Source organism: Chelatococcus reniformis (assembly GCF_014640075.1).
Lineage (GTDB): Bacteria > Pseudomonadota > Alphaproteobacteria > Rhizobiales > Beijerinckiaceae > Camelimonas > Camelimonas reniformis.
The window spans coordinates 42,748-57,713 of the sequence record NZ_BMGG01000009.1; the positions used below are offsets into that span (position 1 = coordinate 42,748).

The window sequence follows — 14,966 nt, forward strand, 5'->3', positions numbered from 1 at the left end:
GCGGGGCGCGCGAACGGGCGGCCACGCGGCTGCCCGCCTTCGTGTTTGACGCCGCGGATCCGTCCGGACGCGAGCGGCGCGATCCGCGTCAGCCCGATCCGCGTCAGCCCCCGATCCCTTGGCCCGATTGTCCCTCGTCGTGGCCGCCCTGCGGCTCTGCGGTGGGGCGGCGCAGGACGCAGCGGAAGCCGACGTGGCTCGTGGACGTGTCCACTGGCTCGGCGTGGCGGGCGGCGGGGCGGTAGCGTCGGCAATAGTTGGGCGCGCACAGGTGCGATCCGCCCTTCAGCACCTTGCGCGGGATGCGGACCGTCGGCTGAGCGGGGTCAAAACTGTCGGCTTCCGGGCCGCCGCGCGGATTGAGCGGCACGCAGCACGCTTTGGGCGCGGGGCCGGAGTGGCGGATGGACCAGAAGTCGCTGGTCCATTCCCAGACGTTGCCGATCATATCGTAAAGGCCGTAGCCGTTGGGTGGGAAGGCGCGCACCGGCGATGTCCGCTCGAAGCCGTCGTTGACAAGGTTCTGGAGCGGGAATTCGCCCTGCCAGGTGTTGGCCATGTGCCGGCCCTCCGGCGTGAACTTGTCGCCCCAGGCGAACTCCGCCTCCGTCAGGCCACCCCGCGCCGCGAACTCCCATTCCGCTTCGGTCGGCAGGGCCTTGCCCGCCCAAGAGGCATAAGCTTCGGCATCCCGGTAGGCGACGTGCACGACCGGGTGGTCGTCGAGGCCCTTGATCGAGGAGCCCGGCCCGTACGGCCGTCGCCAGTTGGCCCGGAAGCGGAAGCTCCACCACTGGCTCCAGTCGCGCAGGTTCACCGGGTGGTCGGGGGGCGAGAAGACCAGCGAGCCGGCTTTGAGCATATGCGGCAGCGCCCCGGGATAATGCTTCGGGTCCGGCGTGATCTCGGCCAACGTGACATGGCCGGTGGCCTCGACGAAGGCCCGGAACTGTGCGTTGGTGACGGGCGTGGCATCCATGAAGAAGCCACTGACCTCGGCAGGATGGGCCGGCCGCTCCTCGGCATAGTGCTTGTCGGAACCCATGAGGAAGTGCCCGCCCGCGATCCAAGTCATGTCGGTCTCGGCGTGCGCAGACGCTGACCTGGGACGGTGGCGGGCGTTGCTGGATCGGTTCACGACGCTTCTCCAGACGAGGGGCAACGGCGCGGAGCGCCTTGCATCGGGCGTATGCCCGAAGGCAGGTGAGGGGCCCTCTCCGCACATGTTTGGAGCATGTTTGTCCGACCAATTCGTCATGTGATCGGAGACCGCCTTGGGAGCGCAGCTTAACGCGGCGGCCGGCAAACCTGAAGCTGCCGCCGCACCAGGAGCGGATCGGCAAGCCGCGAGCTATGTATGTGCGGCCAGGAGGGCGGTTGTCGAGTCTGCAACGATTGTCGATTGCGACATGGTCTTGTATAGATAAGCTGACGTCAGGTCGTCCGTAGGATGTCGATAAATATTCCGCAATTCCGTGCCGTGAATCGCACGTAAGCGATTTGCGAGCTGATCGGTCTACTCATGGTCAGGATTGCGAACCATCGGTTCTCTGATCCCTATCGCTATGCGGCGACGCTGCGCGCTGCGCACGTCCGAGGCGTCATCGCCGAGAAGGGCGACTTTGCCGCCGAGCTGCTGCAGGTCGACCTCGACAAGCTCTGGATGCAGGCCGGCTCCGAGAGCCTGGCGCGCTGTGCCCACATCAGGCTGACCCCGGACCGGGTGCCCATCTTCTTCCTGCAGGGCCCCGGCGAACCCGCCGTGCAGACCGGCGGCGTCGACCTCGAGCCTGGCATGCTCGTTGTCTGGGCGCCGGGCTCTGCTCATTGGCAGCGCACGGAGGCGGCGACGCGTTGGGGCACCCTATCGCTGGCGCCTCAGGATCTTCTGGCGGCAGGCCGGGCCATCGCCGGACGGGACATTGTCGTGCCCCGGGAAGCCAGCGTGCTCCGGCCGAACGCTACGGCGATGGGGAGGCTGACGTCGCTACATGCCGACGTGCGGCTTCTGGCCAGGCAGGCGCCGCAGCGGCTCGCCCATCACGAGGTGGCGCGCGCGCTCGACAACGCGCTGACCGCCGCCATCGTCGAGTGCATGGTCGAAGCCGTCAGCGTCGCACCGGCCTTTTCCTTCCGTCAGCACGCCGCCGTGATGAAGCGGCTGGAAGACATGATCCACCGGAACGCGGACCGCTCGCTCTATCTCTCGGAGGTCTGCAAGGCCGTGGGCGCTTCCGAGCGCACCTTGCGTCGCTGCTGTCAGGAGCAGCTCGGCATGGCGCCCAATCAATACCTGCTCCTGCGGCGGCTGCACCTCGCTCGCCAGCGCCTGCTCGAGAGCGATCATCGCACGACCTCGGTCACGGAGATCGCGACCGGGCTCGGATTCTGGGAGCTTGGCCGCTTTTCGGGCGCCTACCACGGCGCCTTTGGCGAACTGCCGCGCGCCACGCTCGCCCGCACGCCTGCGGCGTCTGCGGCGCGCTACGTCCGTCACGTCTGGCCGTGATTGCGGAGACGTGTACGCAAGGTAACCCGCCTCGTGTCGCGGCGGATGACGCCGCGGTGCGCGGGCATGAGGCACAGGCCGCGGGGGGGGCCGCGCGGTCTTTCGCGCGCCAGGCCAAATCGAGAGCGATCCGGGCCTATCAGCAGGCGTTGCCGCCGGTGCTCTGGCATCCAGTGTTGCCCTGGCGGTTCCGGCTGGCGTCGACGGGGCCGCCACCGGGACCAGCCTTATCGGTCGCCTGGTCGCCACCGGTGCTCTGCGAGCCGTAGTTGCCCTGAGCGTCGCGGCCGGTGCTGATCGGGCCGCCACCGGGACCAGGCCTGTCGGTACCCTGGTTGCCGCCCGTGCTCTGGGCGAGCAGGAGCGAGCCTGCCGTTTGGCGCGGCGAGGCGGCGTCCCGTTGCGGGTTTGCGAGGGCCTGGCTCGATAGGGCAAGCACCGCCGCGGCGGCGGAAAGAATTGCGTAAGCCGTTCTCATGGGGCGCCCTCCAATTCGCGTTGGCCACGATTCGATCGTTGTGACGCTCGTCCGCGAGGAAGCGCTGATCCGGCCAACTTTCGACAAAATCGGAGTGGTGTCCGGCTTTCACCGTCGGCCGACGCGGCCCCGCTCCGGCAACCTGCTCGGCGCGACCGGCGCCGTCTATGCGCTTTCGGCCAACCAATGGAGGGCGCCGCCCAACCCGGAGCCGTCGGCTCACGCCCCGCGGCGTAAGGCCTCGTCCTCGGCAGGGGAGCGAGCGCGGGGGTCGACGTGCGTGCCTGAGGGATCCAGGCTGTCCGGCAGGGCCTCGGCTCGCGCGGGCGCGTTGCTCAGTTGCCCTCGGGCGCGGTCTGGTACCAGTCCTGCTCAAGCTGGTTGTTGCTGCGCGGCACCACGTCCAGGCACTCGGCATAGTAGATCGAGTCGGGATCTGGCTCGCGGTTGGCCGGATCGGAGCAGATCGCCGCCAGCTGGTCGGCCTTCTGTTGCTGTGTCTGACAAGCGGTGACCAGCGTCAGCGCAGCAATGACCAAAGCGATGCGTTTCACGACTGCCCCCAGCTCAGCAGATCTTCCTTGGCTCCACGGACTCGGGGCCCGGGAACGGCCACAGCTCCTCCCACGACCTCGGCGCGGGTGCAAGGGCCGGCCGGCCACACCCGGTTGCGTAAATGACCGCGTGGTTAAGTGCCCTGCGCCCGGAAATGCTTGGAGAGCTTCAGGGTCTGGCCCTGGTAGTTGGAACCGGCGTCGCCATAGAGGCTCGCGGGACGCTCCGCCATGCGCTCGTAGACAAGCCGGCCGACGATTTGGCCGTCCTCGATGATGAAAGGCACGTCGCGCGAGCGGACCTCGAGCACCGCCCGGGCGCCGGTGCCGCCCGTGCCGTTGCCGAAGCCGGGATCGAAGAAGCCCGCGTAGTGGACACGAAACTCGCCGACCAGGGGATCGAACGGCACCATCTCGGCCGCGTAGTCGGGCGGTACGTTCACCGCCTCCTTGGAGGCAAGGATGTAGAACTGGCCGGGATCGAGCACCAACGCGCCCGAGCCGTCGGCGTGCAGCGGCTCCCAGAAGTCGCTGATGGCGTAGGCGCCGACGCGGTCGACGTCGACCAGCCCGGTGAATCGCTTGGCGCGGTAGCCGACCAGCCGCTGCTCGCCGAAGCCCGCCAGGTCGACGCTGACGGCGACGCCGTCCTGGATCGAGGCGGCGGCCGCGTCGACCAGGGTGAGGTCCTTCTGAAGCGCCGCCAGCTCGGCGTCACTCAGGCGGGATTGGCCGTCACGGAAGCGGATCTGGCTCAGCCGTGAGCCGGTGCGCACCAGGATGGGAAAGGTGCGCGGCGAGATCTCCGCGTAGAGGGGGCCGTGATAACCCGCGTCGATGGCGTCGAACTCGTCGCCTTGGTCGGTGATCACACGGGTGAAGACATCGAGGCGGCCGGTCGAGCTCTTGGGATTGGCGGCGGCGGAAAGCCGGGCGGGCAGCGCCAGACGCTCCTGGATCTCGGCGATGTAGACGCAGCCGGTCTCCAGCACGGCGCCGCTCGCCAGATTGAAGCGATGCAGCGCCAGCTGCTCCAGCCGCTGGGCGACGGAGCGGGCCCCCGGCAGGAAGCTCGCCCGCACCCGGGCGACGCTGGAGCCCAGGCGCAGATCCAGGCTCGCCGGCTGGATCTGGTCGGCCGTCAGCGGCTGGTCGGCGGTCAACACCGCCGCGGCCGCGAGCTCGCCGATCGCCTGAGCGGGAAGGATGCCCATCGCCCTCTAATCCAGGTCGCGAAAGCGCCAACGCGCCATTTCGCCATTTCGCTAAATCGTCCTTGGCGTGGTAGCGGAGCCGACCGGGCGCGCCAAGCAAAACGTCGCCTCCCGTTGCGTCCCTGCTGGGGCGGCGCTACAGCCCCACCATGAGCCTGCCCGACCCTTATCCCACCGTCATCTATAAGATCTGTCCGGCCGCGGCCTGGCGCGAGGCGGAGCGCGTGCGCTTCTTTCTCGGCGCGCCGATCGATCTCGCTGACGGCTTCATCCATTTCTCCACGGCCGGTCAGGTTCAGGAGACTGCGGCCAGGCACTTCCACGGCCAGCCCGACCTCGTCCTCGTCGCGGTCGACGCGAGGGTGCTGGGCGATGCCCTGCGCTATGAGCCCTCGCGTGGCGGCGCGCTGTTCCCGCATCTCTACGGGCCGCTGCCCGCCGAGGCCGCCCGCTGGGTCAGGCCACTGGCATTGGGCACCGACGGCGTGCCCGTGATCCCGGAGCTCGAGCCATGAGCCGGCCCGCCGCTCTCGTCGCGGACCTGGCGCGCCGGGCGCTGGTGGCGCTCGATCCCGAGGACGCGCACCGCCTCACCATCAAGGGCCTGGCGCTGGCGCCGCGGCTCGCGCCCAGCGCGGACGACCCCCGGCTCGCGGTCGAGGCGTTCGGCCTCTCCTTCCCCAACCCGGTGGGGCTCGCCGCCGGCTTCGACAAGAACGCCGACGTGCCCGATGCCATGCTGGGGCTGGGTTTCGGCTTCGTCGAGGTGGGCACGCTTACCCCGCTCGCGCAATCGGGCAACCCGCGGCCGCGGCTGTTCCGGCTTCCGGCCGATCGGGGCGTGATCAACCGGCTGGGCTTCAACAACGAGGGCCATGCCGCGGCTTTGGCCAAGCTCGAGCAGCGGGCCGGCCGGCCCGGCCTCGTCGGGGTCAATATCGGTGCCAACAAGGATGCGGCAGACCGCGTCGCCGACTACGTGGCCGGGGTATACGCGTTCGGCGGCTGCGCGAGCTATTTCACGGTCAACGTCTCCTCGCCCAACACGCCGGGGCTGCGTGACCTCCAGCGCCAGGCCGCGCTCGACGATCTGCTCGCCCGGGTGATCGCCGCGCGGGACGACGTGGCCGCGCAGGGCTTCCCGCGGCGGCCGGTGCTGCTCAAGATCGCGCCCGACCTGTGGCTCGACGAACTCGATGGCATCGTCGCCGTGTGCCGGCAGCGGCGCATCGACGGGCTGATCGTCTCCAACACGACGGTGAGCCGGCCGGAGACCCTCGCCGACCGGGTCGGCGCGGCCCACGCGGGGGGGCTGTCCGGAGCCCCGCTGTTCCGCCTGGCGACCCGCATGCTGGCGGAGGCCTACCTGCGTATCGAGGGGTCCTTTCCGCTCGTCGGGGTCGGCGGCATCGACGGCGCCGCTGCCGCCTGGACCAAGATCGAGGCCGGTGCCAGCCTGGTCCAGTTCTATTCGGCCATGGTCTACGAGGGGCCGCTGCTGGTGCGCGCCGTCAAGCGTGGCCTGGTCGAACGGCTCGCCCGCGACGGCCAGCCGCTCCGCGCCATGGTCGGCCGCAACGCCCAGGCCATCGCGATCGACCTCGCCTGAGCCGGGCCGGCCCGACGGGAGGGACTGGCCGGGTCGCGAACCATGGCCCGTCCTACGACATCTGTAGCGCTTTCGGCTCCGGCGAGGGCGCCGCGGCGAAGGAGCGCCGCAGCAGCGACGGATAGAGGGCGGCTTGGCCGAAGCCGCGCCCGGCCAGGAACAGCAGCATCGCCAGCCACAGGCCGTCGTTGCCGAGCGGCCTGAGCAGCAGCGCGGCGGCGATGAACAGCGCGAACGCCGCCAGCATGAGGTTGCGCATGGCGCGCGTCCACGTGGCGCCGATGTAGATGCCGTCGAAGGCGAAGGCGGCGGCACCCAGCGCCGGCGTCAGCGCCGCGAACACCAGGTCCTGGCGAGCGGCCGCGCGTACCGCCTCGTTGGTCGTCACCAGGTCGATGAAGGCGCCGCCCCCCGCCAGCGCCGCGAGGGAGACGATGCAGCCGACGCCCACGCTCCAGATCAGGGCGAGCCTCACCACTTTGCGGAAGCCGGCCCCGTCGCGGCCGCCGAAGGCCTGGCCGCCCAGTTGCTCGGCCGCCGTGGCGAAGCCGTCGAGGAAGTAGCTGCCGATGAGAAACAGGTTGTAGAGCACGGCATTGGCGGCGAGCAGCGTGTCGCTGCTGCGGGCGCCCTGGGCGGTGAAGAAGGCGAAGGCGCCGACGAGCGCCACTGTGCGCACCATGATGTCGACGTTGACGGCGACCATGCGCTTGAGCGCGCCCGCTTCGAGGAGAGCGGCGCGGGGCACCGCCCAGGGGCGGGCGCCCAGGTGGCGCAGCACCATGAGGCCGAGCCCGGCGCCGGCCATCTCGGCAAGCACCGTCGCCGCCGCGACGCCGGCCACCCCCCAGTGCAGCCAGCCGACGAAGACGAGGGCGAGCAGGATGTTGAGGCAGTTGATGCCGACCTGGAGCAGCAGGCCGAGATCGGTGCGCGCGCGTCCGATCACCGAGCCCAGGATGGCGAAATTGGCAAGTGTGAACGGCGCCGCGAAGATGCGGATGGTGATGTAGGTGTGCGCGGCGCCCGCCACGGCGTCGCTGCCGCCCATGAGGGCCAGGGCCGACGTGGCGAGAGGCCCTTGCAGCCCGATGAGCACGAGGCCGACGAGCGCCGCGGCGACCAGCGCCCGGGCCAGCGTCGCGTCGATCTCATGGTCGTCCCCACCGCCATAGGCCTGCGCCGTCAAACCGGCCGTGCCCATGCGCAGGGCGCCGAAGGCCCAGAACAGGAAGTCGAACACGACAGCGCCGAGGGCGACGCCGCCGAGCAGGGCAGCATCCCCGAGCCGGCCGATGACCGTCGCGTCGACGAGCCCGAGCAGGGGCGTCGTCACGTGCGACAGCATCATCGGCACGGCCAGGGTCACGAACCGGCGGTGCGTCGCCTGGATGGCGCGCACGCCGGGCCGCGCGGCCTCGGCGGCCATCGGCCCCGCCGGCCTTACCGCCGGGTGCTGTCGAGCACGCGCAGGATCAGCCAGATCGGCACCACGATGAGGGCGCCGTAGATGAACCAGCGCCCCAGGTCCCCGACCATGGCAAAGCCGCTGGCGATCAGGCGCTCGACGAAGCCGCGGATGCCGTCGTAGAGCGCCCAGGGCGTGATATCGAGGAAGGCCATGGCGGCCCCGACCAGGACCGACAGGAACAGCAGGCGGGCCAGCACGGCGCCGGGCGAGCCACCCATGAAGCGCGTGATGGGCGATCCTGTCGGCTGGCCTTGCGCGGGCGCCTGCCCCTGCGTTCGCATTGCGGACGATTGCGGCGTCTGGCCGTCTGCCATGGCAGGTCTCCTGTCGGCTTCGATGGCGGCTCGGGGCGCAGCGGCCGCTTAGAGCATTTTCGAGCGAAGCGGACGCCGGTTCGCGTGAAGAAAATGCGTCAAAACAAATAGTTAGAGCATATCCGCGATTCGGAGAAACGCGGACATGCTCTAGTCCGCAGCCATGTTGGGGCCCCATTGGCCGGCCGCGATCTTGGAGGCGGCGATGACCGCCTGGGTGCGGCTCTCGACACCGAGCTTCTGGAGGATGGCGGAGACGTGCGCCTTGATCGTCGCCTCGGACACCGACAACTCGTAGGCGATCTGCTTGTTGAGCAGCCCCTCGGACAGCATCATCAGCACGCGCACCTGCTGGGGCGTCAGGCTGGCCAGGCGGCGCACCAGCTCGGCCGTCTCGCGATCGGCGGGCACGGCGAGATCGATGTCGGGCGGCGTCCAGGTGCCGCCTTCGAGCACCGTCACCAGAGCGGCGCCCATGGTCTCGACCGACAGCGACTTGGGCAGGAAGCCGGCCGCGCCGAACTCCATGCATTTGCGGATGATCGCCGGCTCGTCGGTCCCCGAGACGACGACAACGGGCAGGCTCGGGTGCTGCGCGCGCAGGAAGAGCAGGCCCGAGAAACCCTGGGCGCCCGGCATGGTGAGGTCGAGCAGCACGAGGTCGGGCTCGCCCCGCGCGGCGATGGCGGCAGTCGTCGCGCTGAAGTCGCCGGCCTCGGCGATCTCGACACCGGGCAGCAACTGGGCGATGGCCTGGCGCATGGCGCCGCGAAACAAGGGGTGGTCGTCCGCAATGACGATACGTGTCGGGCTCTGATCGCTCACGCGGTTCTCTCTCGCCTGCCGCGGCCGCCACGCCGAGGCGGTTATCCCCTGTATGCGTGCGCGCGCCCCCACCCTCGTGTATCACGATAAGCCTGGGATACGAAAACGACCACGTGGGATCATGCGGGACCGAACGGCATCGACGCAGACGGCGGCAACGAAACGGCTGGCGCTCGGCCTCGCCGGCGGGCTGGCCATTCTCGCCGTCTGCATCGCGGTGTGCACGCTGCTGGAGCGGCTGGGCCTGCCGACCGCGGTGATCGCGCTGGCGGCGATGACATTGGTGCTGGGGACGGTCGTGGTGGCGGCCTTCGCCGGACGCAGCATGACCGTATTCGCCTTCGACCTCGCCGGTCAGAGCCTGCCGATCATTGCCAACGTCTTCGCCCTGACCACGGTGGCGATGGCCTTGCTGTGGAGCTCACCCGAGCCGGCGCTCGTCGGCTCCGCAGTCGCGGCCGGGCTCGCCGTGGCGGCGGTGCTCTTCGGGGCGGCATGGCGGCGCAGCGGTGCGGCCACGATCGCCGAGATGATGGGAGCGCAGGCGCGCAATGGCGACGCCGCGCTCACGATCTCGCTGCTCGCCTTGACCATGTGTGCGGCGGCCGCCGCGGCGGTGATGGCCTTGTGCTCCGAAGCCAACGGCTGGGTCGCCCAGGCATTGGGCATCTCGACGCGGTCCGCCGCCGTGGTCTCGGCCGTCGTCATGGCGGCAGCGACGGTTCTCGGCGGGTTGCAGAGCATCAGCACCGCACAACTCGCGGCGGCCGGCTGCGCCATCCTGGCGGCGCTCGCCGCGGCCGCCCTGTGGGCCGCTGGGATCCCGTCGACGGCCGGGGATATCCCGGCGCCGCGGGCCGATCAGGTGTGGCTCTGGCTCGCGGCCTGCTGCGGCACGGTCGCGTTTCCGGCGCTGTTTTCCCGCTTCGCCTCGGCGCGCAGCGGGAGCGAGGCCCGGCGCAGCGGTATCGGTGCCGGGCTGCTGGTGCTGGCTCTGAGCGTCTCGCCGCTGCTGGTGCCGCCGGCGCGTCACGCCACCGCCGGTTTCTTCAGCCTGGGCGCGCTCTACACCGGGGCGGCGGCCGGGGTGGCGCTGACGGCGGCGGCGCTGCTGGTCTTCACCGTGGCGCGGCTGCTCGTCAGTCTGCGCATGGGGTTGGCGCCGGGCCCGCATCGGGGCGAGGCGCCGGCCTCGCGCCGGCTGGTGGGCACCCGCGTGCTGCTCCTGCTCCTCGTCGCGCTTGCCGCGGCGACGCCATGGCTCGGCTTCGGCGCGGCGAAGGAGCGACCCGGCGTGTTCGCCGGCCAGGCCTTGCTGTGGGCGTGGGCCATTGCAGCCGCAGGCGGGCTCCCCGCATTGACCTTCCGAAGTGTGCGCATGCCCGTGCCTGCCGGGGCGACGGCCGCCGGGATGGCCGCCGGGCTCATCTTCGCCGGTCTGCACCTGAGCGGCGGGCTGCTGCCCGTGGTCCGCTACCCGACGGCGGCGGCGGGCCCTTTGGGTGCCCTCATTGGCATCATCGTGATCGCCGGCTGGTCCATTGCCAGCGCCATGCACCGCGCCGCCCTGGACCCCAGCGCATCCGCCGGGGAGCGCGGCACGCGAGCCGCGCAGGCGGCCTCGTCGTCCGCGCCCTGAGCCGGTCCGGATCGGCGTTCGATCGACTCAGGCACTGATCCGGCCGGCCAGAAGGCGCTCCAGCAGCGAGATGTCGTCCGCCTCGCTCGGCGGCTTGTCCCAGCGCACGCGGCTGATCCGGGGAAATCGCATGGCGATGCCGGACTTGTGCCGCGTCGAGGCCTGCAGCCCCTCGAAGGCGACCTCCAGCACGAGCCCGCTGTCGGCGGCGTGCGTCACCTCGCGCACCGGGCCGAAACGGTTGACCGTGTTACGGCGGACGAAGCGGTCGAGTTCCAGAAGTTCCTGGTCTGTGAAGCCGAAATAGGCCTTGCCCACCGGCACGAGCTCGCGCGCGGCGGTTGCCGCATCCACCGTCCGCCAGACGCCGAAGGTGTAGTCGGAATAATACGACGAGCGCTTGCCGTGGCCGCGCTGGGCATACATCAGCACCGCATCGACCAGGTAGGGATCACGCTTCCATTTGTACCACAGGCCCTTCGGTCGTCCGGGCAGGTACGGGCTGTCGCGCCGTTTGAGCATGCAGCCTTCAATGGCGTCCGCGTCGACCCCGGCGCCGGACGCCGCCGGCTCGGCGCGCGCCGCGCCCAGTTCGTGCCACGAGCCGAACGGCACCAGCGGGGACAAGTCGATCCGCGGGTCGGCGAGCCGGCTGACGAAGGCCTCCAGGCGCGCCCGCCGGGCGGCGAACGGCAGCGCCCGCAGGTCCTCCGTGCCGTCGACCAGCAGGTCGTAAGCCCGGATATGGGCCGGGAACTCCAGCACCAGCTTGGGTGTGACCGTCTTGCGGTTGAGACGCTGCTGGAGCACGTTGAAGCTCTGCACGCGGCCGTCGCGGACCACCAGCAGCTCGCCGTCCAGCGCGCCGCGGAACCCGCTGTTGGCCGCGATGGCCTCGGCGAGATCCGGGAAGGCGCGCGCCACGTCCTCGCCCGTGCGTGAATACAGCCTCACCACCGGCCGCCCATCGGCCCGCTCGCCGGCGCTGGCCTGGACGCGGATCCCGTCCCACTTCCATTCGGCGCAGAAGGCTTGTGGGTCGAGGGTGTCGAAATCCTGCTCCTCGAGGGCATGCGACAGCATCGGCGGCCGGAAGGGCGCCGGATCGCGCGCCTCGGGCCGGCCCCCGGCCCCCTCGGCCCAGGCAAACAGCTCGGTGTAGGGCGGCGACAGCCCGTGCCACACCTCTTCCACCGCGTCCGGCTCCAGGCCGCCGAGCTGGGCGACGGCGGTCTTGGCGAGGCGGCCGGAGACGCCGATGCGCAGATTGCCGGTGAGGAGCTTGAGCAGGGCCCACCGTCCGGTCTCGTCCAGGCCGTCGAGCCAGCGCGCCAGCAGGTGCGGCAGGTCGGGCTTGAGTGCTGCCGACAGCGTCTCGACCACCTCGGCCAGAGTCGGTGGCGGCTGCTGCTTATGGTCGGCGCCCGGCTCGGCAGCACCGGCCGGCGCCGGCCACATCAGCGCCACCGTCTCCGACAGGTCGCCGACATAGTCGTAGGAGAGGCCGAACAGCACCGGGTCGGTGCGCTCGGCGATGAGCTGGCGGATCAGGCCGGGCTTGGCGTGGACGAAGCCCAGGGCCCCGGTCGTCGCGGCCAGGGCGTAGCCACGCTCCGGGTCCGGCACCGAGCGGAAGTAGTCCACCATCAGCCGGATCTTGGCGTTGCGCCCCGCCTCGTAGGACAGGCGGTCGAGGAATGCGGCGAACCGGTTCACGGCTCCGCTCCGGCGGTGCCGGCGTCGTCGGCCGGCCGGTCCTCCGGCTCCGCCTCGCCATCGTCGCCGTATCCCAGCAGATGCAGGGGCTGCGCCTTCAGGCCCTGCTGCGTACACCAGTGGACCAGGGCGTCCTCCTGGCCGTGCGTGACCCAGACCTCAGCCGCGCCGGTCTCGGTGATCGTGCGGCAGAGATCGTCCCAGTCGGCGTGGTCCGAGATCACCAGCGGCAACTCCACGCCCTTCTGCCGGGCACGCGCCCGCACCCGCATCCAGCCCGACGCAAAACACGACACCGGGTCGGCGAAGCGACGTGCCCACAGGTCCTGGGTGGCGCTCGGCGGGCACAGCACGATTGCCCCGGGCAGCCGCGAGGCCGCGTCGCGGCGGCTGCCGGCCGGAATGCGCCGCAGATCGCCCAGCGCGAGGCCGTGCTCCTGATAGAGCTCGGTCAGGCGCTCCATGGCGCCGTGGAGGTAGATGGGGGCATCGCAGCCGGCCGCCCGGATCAGCGCCATCAGGCGCTGGGCCTTGCCGAGCGGATAGGCGCCGACGATGTGCGTGCGCTCGGGAAATAGCGCCACGGACTTGAGCAGCTTGTCGATCTCGCTGGCGGCGGGGGGATGGCGAAACACCGGCAGGCCGAACGTCGCCTCGGTGATGAACACGTCGCAACCGACCGGCCGGAACGGCTCGCAGGTGGGATCGGCCTCGCGCTTGTAGTCGCCCGAGGCGACGATGCGCAGCACCGGCCCGGCCGCCGGCTTGGTCTCGATGACGATCTGAGCCGAGCCCAGCACGTGCCCCGCGGGCGCCAGCGCGACGCGCACGTCGCCGAGCTCGAGGGCTTCGCCATAGGCCAGCGCCTGCGCAGCTCCAGTAAATCCGTCGCCGTAGCGCGCCGCCATGATGGCGAGCGTTTCCGCCGTGGCCAGCACGGCCCCGTGGCCGGCGCGGGCGTGGTCGGAGTGGCCGTGAGTGATGATGGCGCGCTCGACCGGCCGCAATGGATCGATATGGAAGCCACCCAGCGGGCAGCACAGGCCGGCGGGGGTGAGCTTGAGGACGTCGCTGGGGCGCATGGCCCTGATAGATAAGCTATCCGTGCCGCCCGCAAAGGGCCGTCGTCACGCGCAAGCGGATCCCTCGGGCCCAGGGCCCGGGGGATCCTCAGGAAGCACCATCAAACCGTGCGCCCCGCCGGGCGTCGTTGCCGCTCACCGTCAATCGCAGACACGCACCCGGCGATAGAAGACGTTGCCGTAGGCGTCGTAGACCGGCTGGCTGCTGTAGTAGCAGGTCGGAGCGTAGGCGGCGGCGGCCGCGGCACCCGCCACGATGCCGAGGGCGACGGCCCCGGCAGCCGCTCCGTTGTAGCCCCAGCCGGGACGATAGCCGTAGCCATAGCCGTACTTCCAGGTGCCGGTGCTGTGGCCGGCGGCGGCCGGCGTCGCGGTGGCGATCACCGCGCCGCCGACGGTCACGGCGGCAACGCTCGCGACAATGATCTTCTTGGCGAAGCCCTGAGCGAAACGGATCATGAGAACCTCCTCTGGATTGAGCCTATCGAAGCCGGAGACTGTTCTTGCCCCCTCCGATGATTTGAGGATGCCAGAGCCGGCTGGGGCCCGATGTGCTGGGACGCACGGGCTTGACAGTGGCCGCGAAAGCGCCTTCTGCGAGCGGGTGACAACCACGGTCCGATCATCGGGAAACCTGCTGGCCGACCGCCGCTTCGCCTGGGCGGAGGCGGCCTTCGCCGACGGCGATCCGGCAGCGGCGGCCGATCTCGCCGCGCAGGTGCTCGAGCTCGCGGCCGACTACGCGCCGGCCTGGCTGCTGCTGGGGCGGGCGAAGCTGGGCCTCGGTGAGGAGACTGCGGCGCAGCAGGCCTTCATCGAGGCGCTGCGGGCCGACCCGGCGGACGAACTCGGCGCGGCGCTTCACCTGGCCCGGCTCGAAGGACCTCACGGCGAGGGGGCGACCGCGGCCATGAGCCCCGACTATGTGCGCGGCCTGTTCGATGGCTATGCCGCACGCTTCGACACCCATCTGACCGACGCCCTCGCCTACCGGGGGCCTCAGTTGATCATGGCGGCGCTGGCGCGCGCCGGCGGGCTGCCGCGCTTCAGCCGGGTCGTCGATCTCGGCTGCGGCACGGGGCTCATGGGGGCAGCGATCCGCCCCTACGCCGACGAACTCGTCGGCTGCGATCTCTCACCCGGGATGGTCCGGCAGGCCCAGGCCAAGACGATCTACGATCGGCTGCATGTGGCCGACCTCGTCGCCCACATGCAGCAGCTTGCGCGGCAATCATGCGACCTGCTGCTGGCCGCCGACGTGTTGGTCTACATCGGCGATCTCGCGCCGTTGTTTGATGCAGCAGCCCGGGCGCAGCCGACCGGCGGTCTGTTCGCATTCACCGTGCAGCGTCCGCTCGATGGCGCCGACACGGGGGCGCCCGGCGAGGCCGTGCTGGGGGCCGACCTGCGCTATGCCCATGGCGAGCCCTACCTGCGCCGGCGACTGGTCGAGGCCGGTTTCGAGGTCTGCCTGGTGGACGAGGCGAGCACGCGGCTCGACCGGGGCGAGCCGGTGCCGGGCCTCGTCGTTGTCGCGCGCCGGCGGTGACGGCGA

At 70.7% G+C, this 14,966-nt stretch carries 15 protein-coding genes; 5 read left to right on the plus strand and 10 right to left on the minus strand.

Features of this window, described 5'->3' with window-relative positions; genetic code table 11:
- Positions 1 to 103 precede the first annotated feature (103 nt).
- Positions 104 to 1,138, minus strand: coding sequence for a formylglycine-generating enzyme family protein (locus tag IEW34_RS22970; protein WP_505626135.1), 1,035 nt, complete (start codon positions 1,136 to 1,138; stop codon positions 104 to 106).
- 384 nt (positions 1,139 to 1,522) lie between these two features.
- Here IEW34_RS22970 and IEW34_RS22975 point away from each other — a divergent pair, with 384 nt between their 5' ends.
- Complete coding sequence (locus tag IEW34_RS22975) at positions 1,523 to 2,509, plus strand: AraC family transcriptional regulator (protein WP_188611571.1); 987 nt, start codon at positions 1,523 to 1,525, stop codon at positions 2,507 to 2,509.
- A gap of 139 nt (positions 2,510 to 2,648) precedes the next feature.
- Here the strand turns inward: IEW34_RS22975 and IEW34_RS22980 are convergent, their stop codons facing one another.
- The 3 genes from IEW34_RS22980 to IEW34_RS22990 form a co-directional block, all read right to left on the minus strand.
- Positions 2,649 to 2,987 carry a hypothetical protein gene (locus tag IEW34_RS22980; RefSeq protein WP_188611572.1) on the minus strand — a complete coding sequence of 113 codons (339 nt, stop codon included), beginning with the start codon at positions 2,985 to 2,987 and terminating at the stop codon, positions 2,649 to 2,651.
- Positions 2,988 to 3,322: 335 nt separating this feature from the next.
- Positions 3,323 to 3,541 carry a membrane lipoprotein lipid attachment site-containing protein gene (locus IEW34_RS22985; protein WP_188611573.1) on the minus strand — a complete coding sequence of 73 codons (219 nt, stop codon included), beginning with the start codon at positions 3,539 to 3,541 and terminating at the stop codon, positions 3,323 to 3,325.
- Positions 3,542 to 3,675: 134 nt separating this feature from the next.
- The gene (locus IEW34_RS22990; RefSeq protein WP_188611574.1) at positions 3,676 to 4,755 is read right to left on the minus strand and encodes a 2'-deoxycytidine 5'-triphosphate deaminase; all 1,080 of its coding nucleotides are present in this window, start codon (positions 4,753 to 4,755) and stop codon (positions 3,676 to 3,678) included.
- A 149-nt stretch (positions 4,756 to 4,904) separates the two neighbouring features.
- Between IEW34_RS22990 and IEW34_RS22995 the strand changes: the two genes are divergently transcribed.
- Together IEW34_RS22995 and IEW34_RS23000 are read left to right on the plus strand one after the other, a co-directional pair.
- Positions 4,905 to 5,270 carry a DUF952 domain-containing protein gene (locus IEW34_RS22995; protein ID WP_188611575.1) on the plus strand — a complete coding sequence of 122 codons (366 nt, stop codon included), beginning with the start codon at positions 4,905 to 4,907 and terminating at the stop codon, positions 5,268 to 5,270.
- Positions 5,267 to 6,364, plus strand: coding sequence for a quinone-dependent dihydroorotate dehydrogenase (locus IEW34_RS23000; RefSeq protein ID WP_188611576.1), 1,098 nt, complete (start codon positions 5,267 to 5,269; stop codon positions 6,362 to 6,364). Before IEW34_RS22995 ends, IEW34_RS23000 begins: the two co-directional genes overlap by 4 nt.
- Positions 6,365 to 6,416: 52 nt before the next feature.
- On the opposite strand, the gene IEW34_RS23005 is transcribed toward IEW34_RS23000, so the two are convergent.
- The 3 genes from IEW34_RS23005 to IEW34_RS23015 all read right to left on the minus strand — a co-directional run bounded on the left by IEW34_RS23005 (position 6,417) and on the right by IEW34_RS23015 (position 8,974).
- The gene (locus IEW34_RS23005; protein WP_188611577.1) at positions 6,417 to 7,793 is read right to left on the minus strand and encodes an MATE family efflux transporter; all 1,377 of its coding nucleotides are present in this window, start codon (positions 7,791 to 7,793) and stop codon (positions 6,417 to 6,419) included.
- Positions 7,794 to 7,807: 14 nt separating this feature from the next.
- On the minus strand, positions 7,808 to 8,149 hold the full coding sequence (locus tag IEW34_RS23010; protein WP_244642157.1) for a DUF6460 domain-containing protein: 342 nt from the start codon (positions 8,147 to 8,149) through the stop codon (positions 7,808 to 7,810).
- Between the two features lie 150 nt (positions 8,150 to 8,299).
- Positions 8,300 to 8,974, minus strand: a complete 675-nt coding sequence (locus IEW34_RS23015; protein ID WP_188611578.1) for a response regulator — start codon at positions 8,972 to 8,974, stop codon at positions 8,300 to 8,302.
- A gap of 121 nt (positions 8,975 to 9,095) precedes the next feature.
- Between IEW34_RS23015 and IEW34_RS23020 the strand changes: the two genes are divergently transcribed.
- Positions 9,096 to 10,613 (plus strand): hypothetical protein, encoded by a 1,518-nt coding sequence (locus tag IEW34_RS23020; RefSeq protein ID WP_188611579.1) that lies wholly within the window; start codon positions 9,096 to 9,098, stop codon positions 10,611 to 10,613.
- 27 nt (positions 10,614 to 10,640) lie between these two features.
- On the opposite strand, the gene IEW34_RS23025 is transcribed toward IEW34_RS23020, so the two are convergent.
- The 3 genes from IEW34_RS23025 to IEW34_RS23035 all read right to left on the minus strand — a co-directional run bounded on the left by IEW34_RS23025 (position 10,641) and on the right by IEW34_RS23035 (position 13,870).
- Entirely contained in the window at positions 10,641 to 12,329 is a 1,689-nt protein-coding gene (locus IEW34_RS23025; RefSeq protein ID WP_188611580.1) for a cisplatin damage response ATP-dependent DNA ligase, read from the minus strand.
- Positions 12,326 to 13,411, minus strand: a complete 1,086-nt coding sequence (locus IEW34_RS23030) for a ligase-associated DNA damage response exonuclease (protein WP_188611581.1) — start codon at positions 13,409 to 13,411, stop codon at positions 12,326 to 12,328. The genes IEW34_RS23025 and IEW34_RS23030 overlap by 4 nt, the downstream gene beginning before the upstream one ends.
- Before the next feature lie 141 nt (positions 13,412 to 13,552).
- Entirely contained in the window at positions 13,553 to 13,870 is a 318-nt protein-coding gene (locus tag IEW34_RS23035; protein WP_188611582.1) for a hypothetical protein, read from the minus strand.
- A 145-nt stretch (positions 13,871 to 14,015) separates the two neighbouring features.
- On the opposite strand from IEW34_RS23035, the gene IEW34_RS23040 reads away from it, so the two are divergent.
- Complete coding sequence (locus tag IEW34_RS23040) at positions 14,016 to 14,960, plus strand: class I SAM-dependent DNA methyltransferase (protein ID WP_244642158.1); 945 nt, start codon at positions 14,016 to 14,018, stop codon at positions 14,958 to 14,960.
- The last annotated feature ends 6 nt before the right edge of the window (positions 14,961 to 14,966 follow it).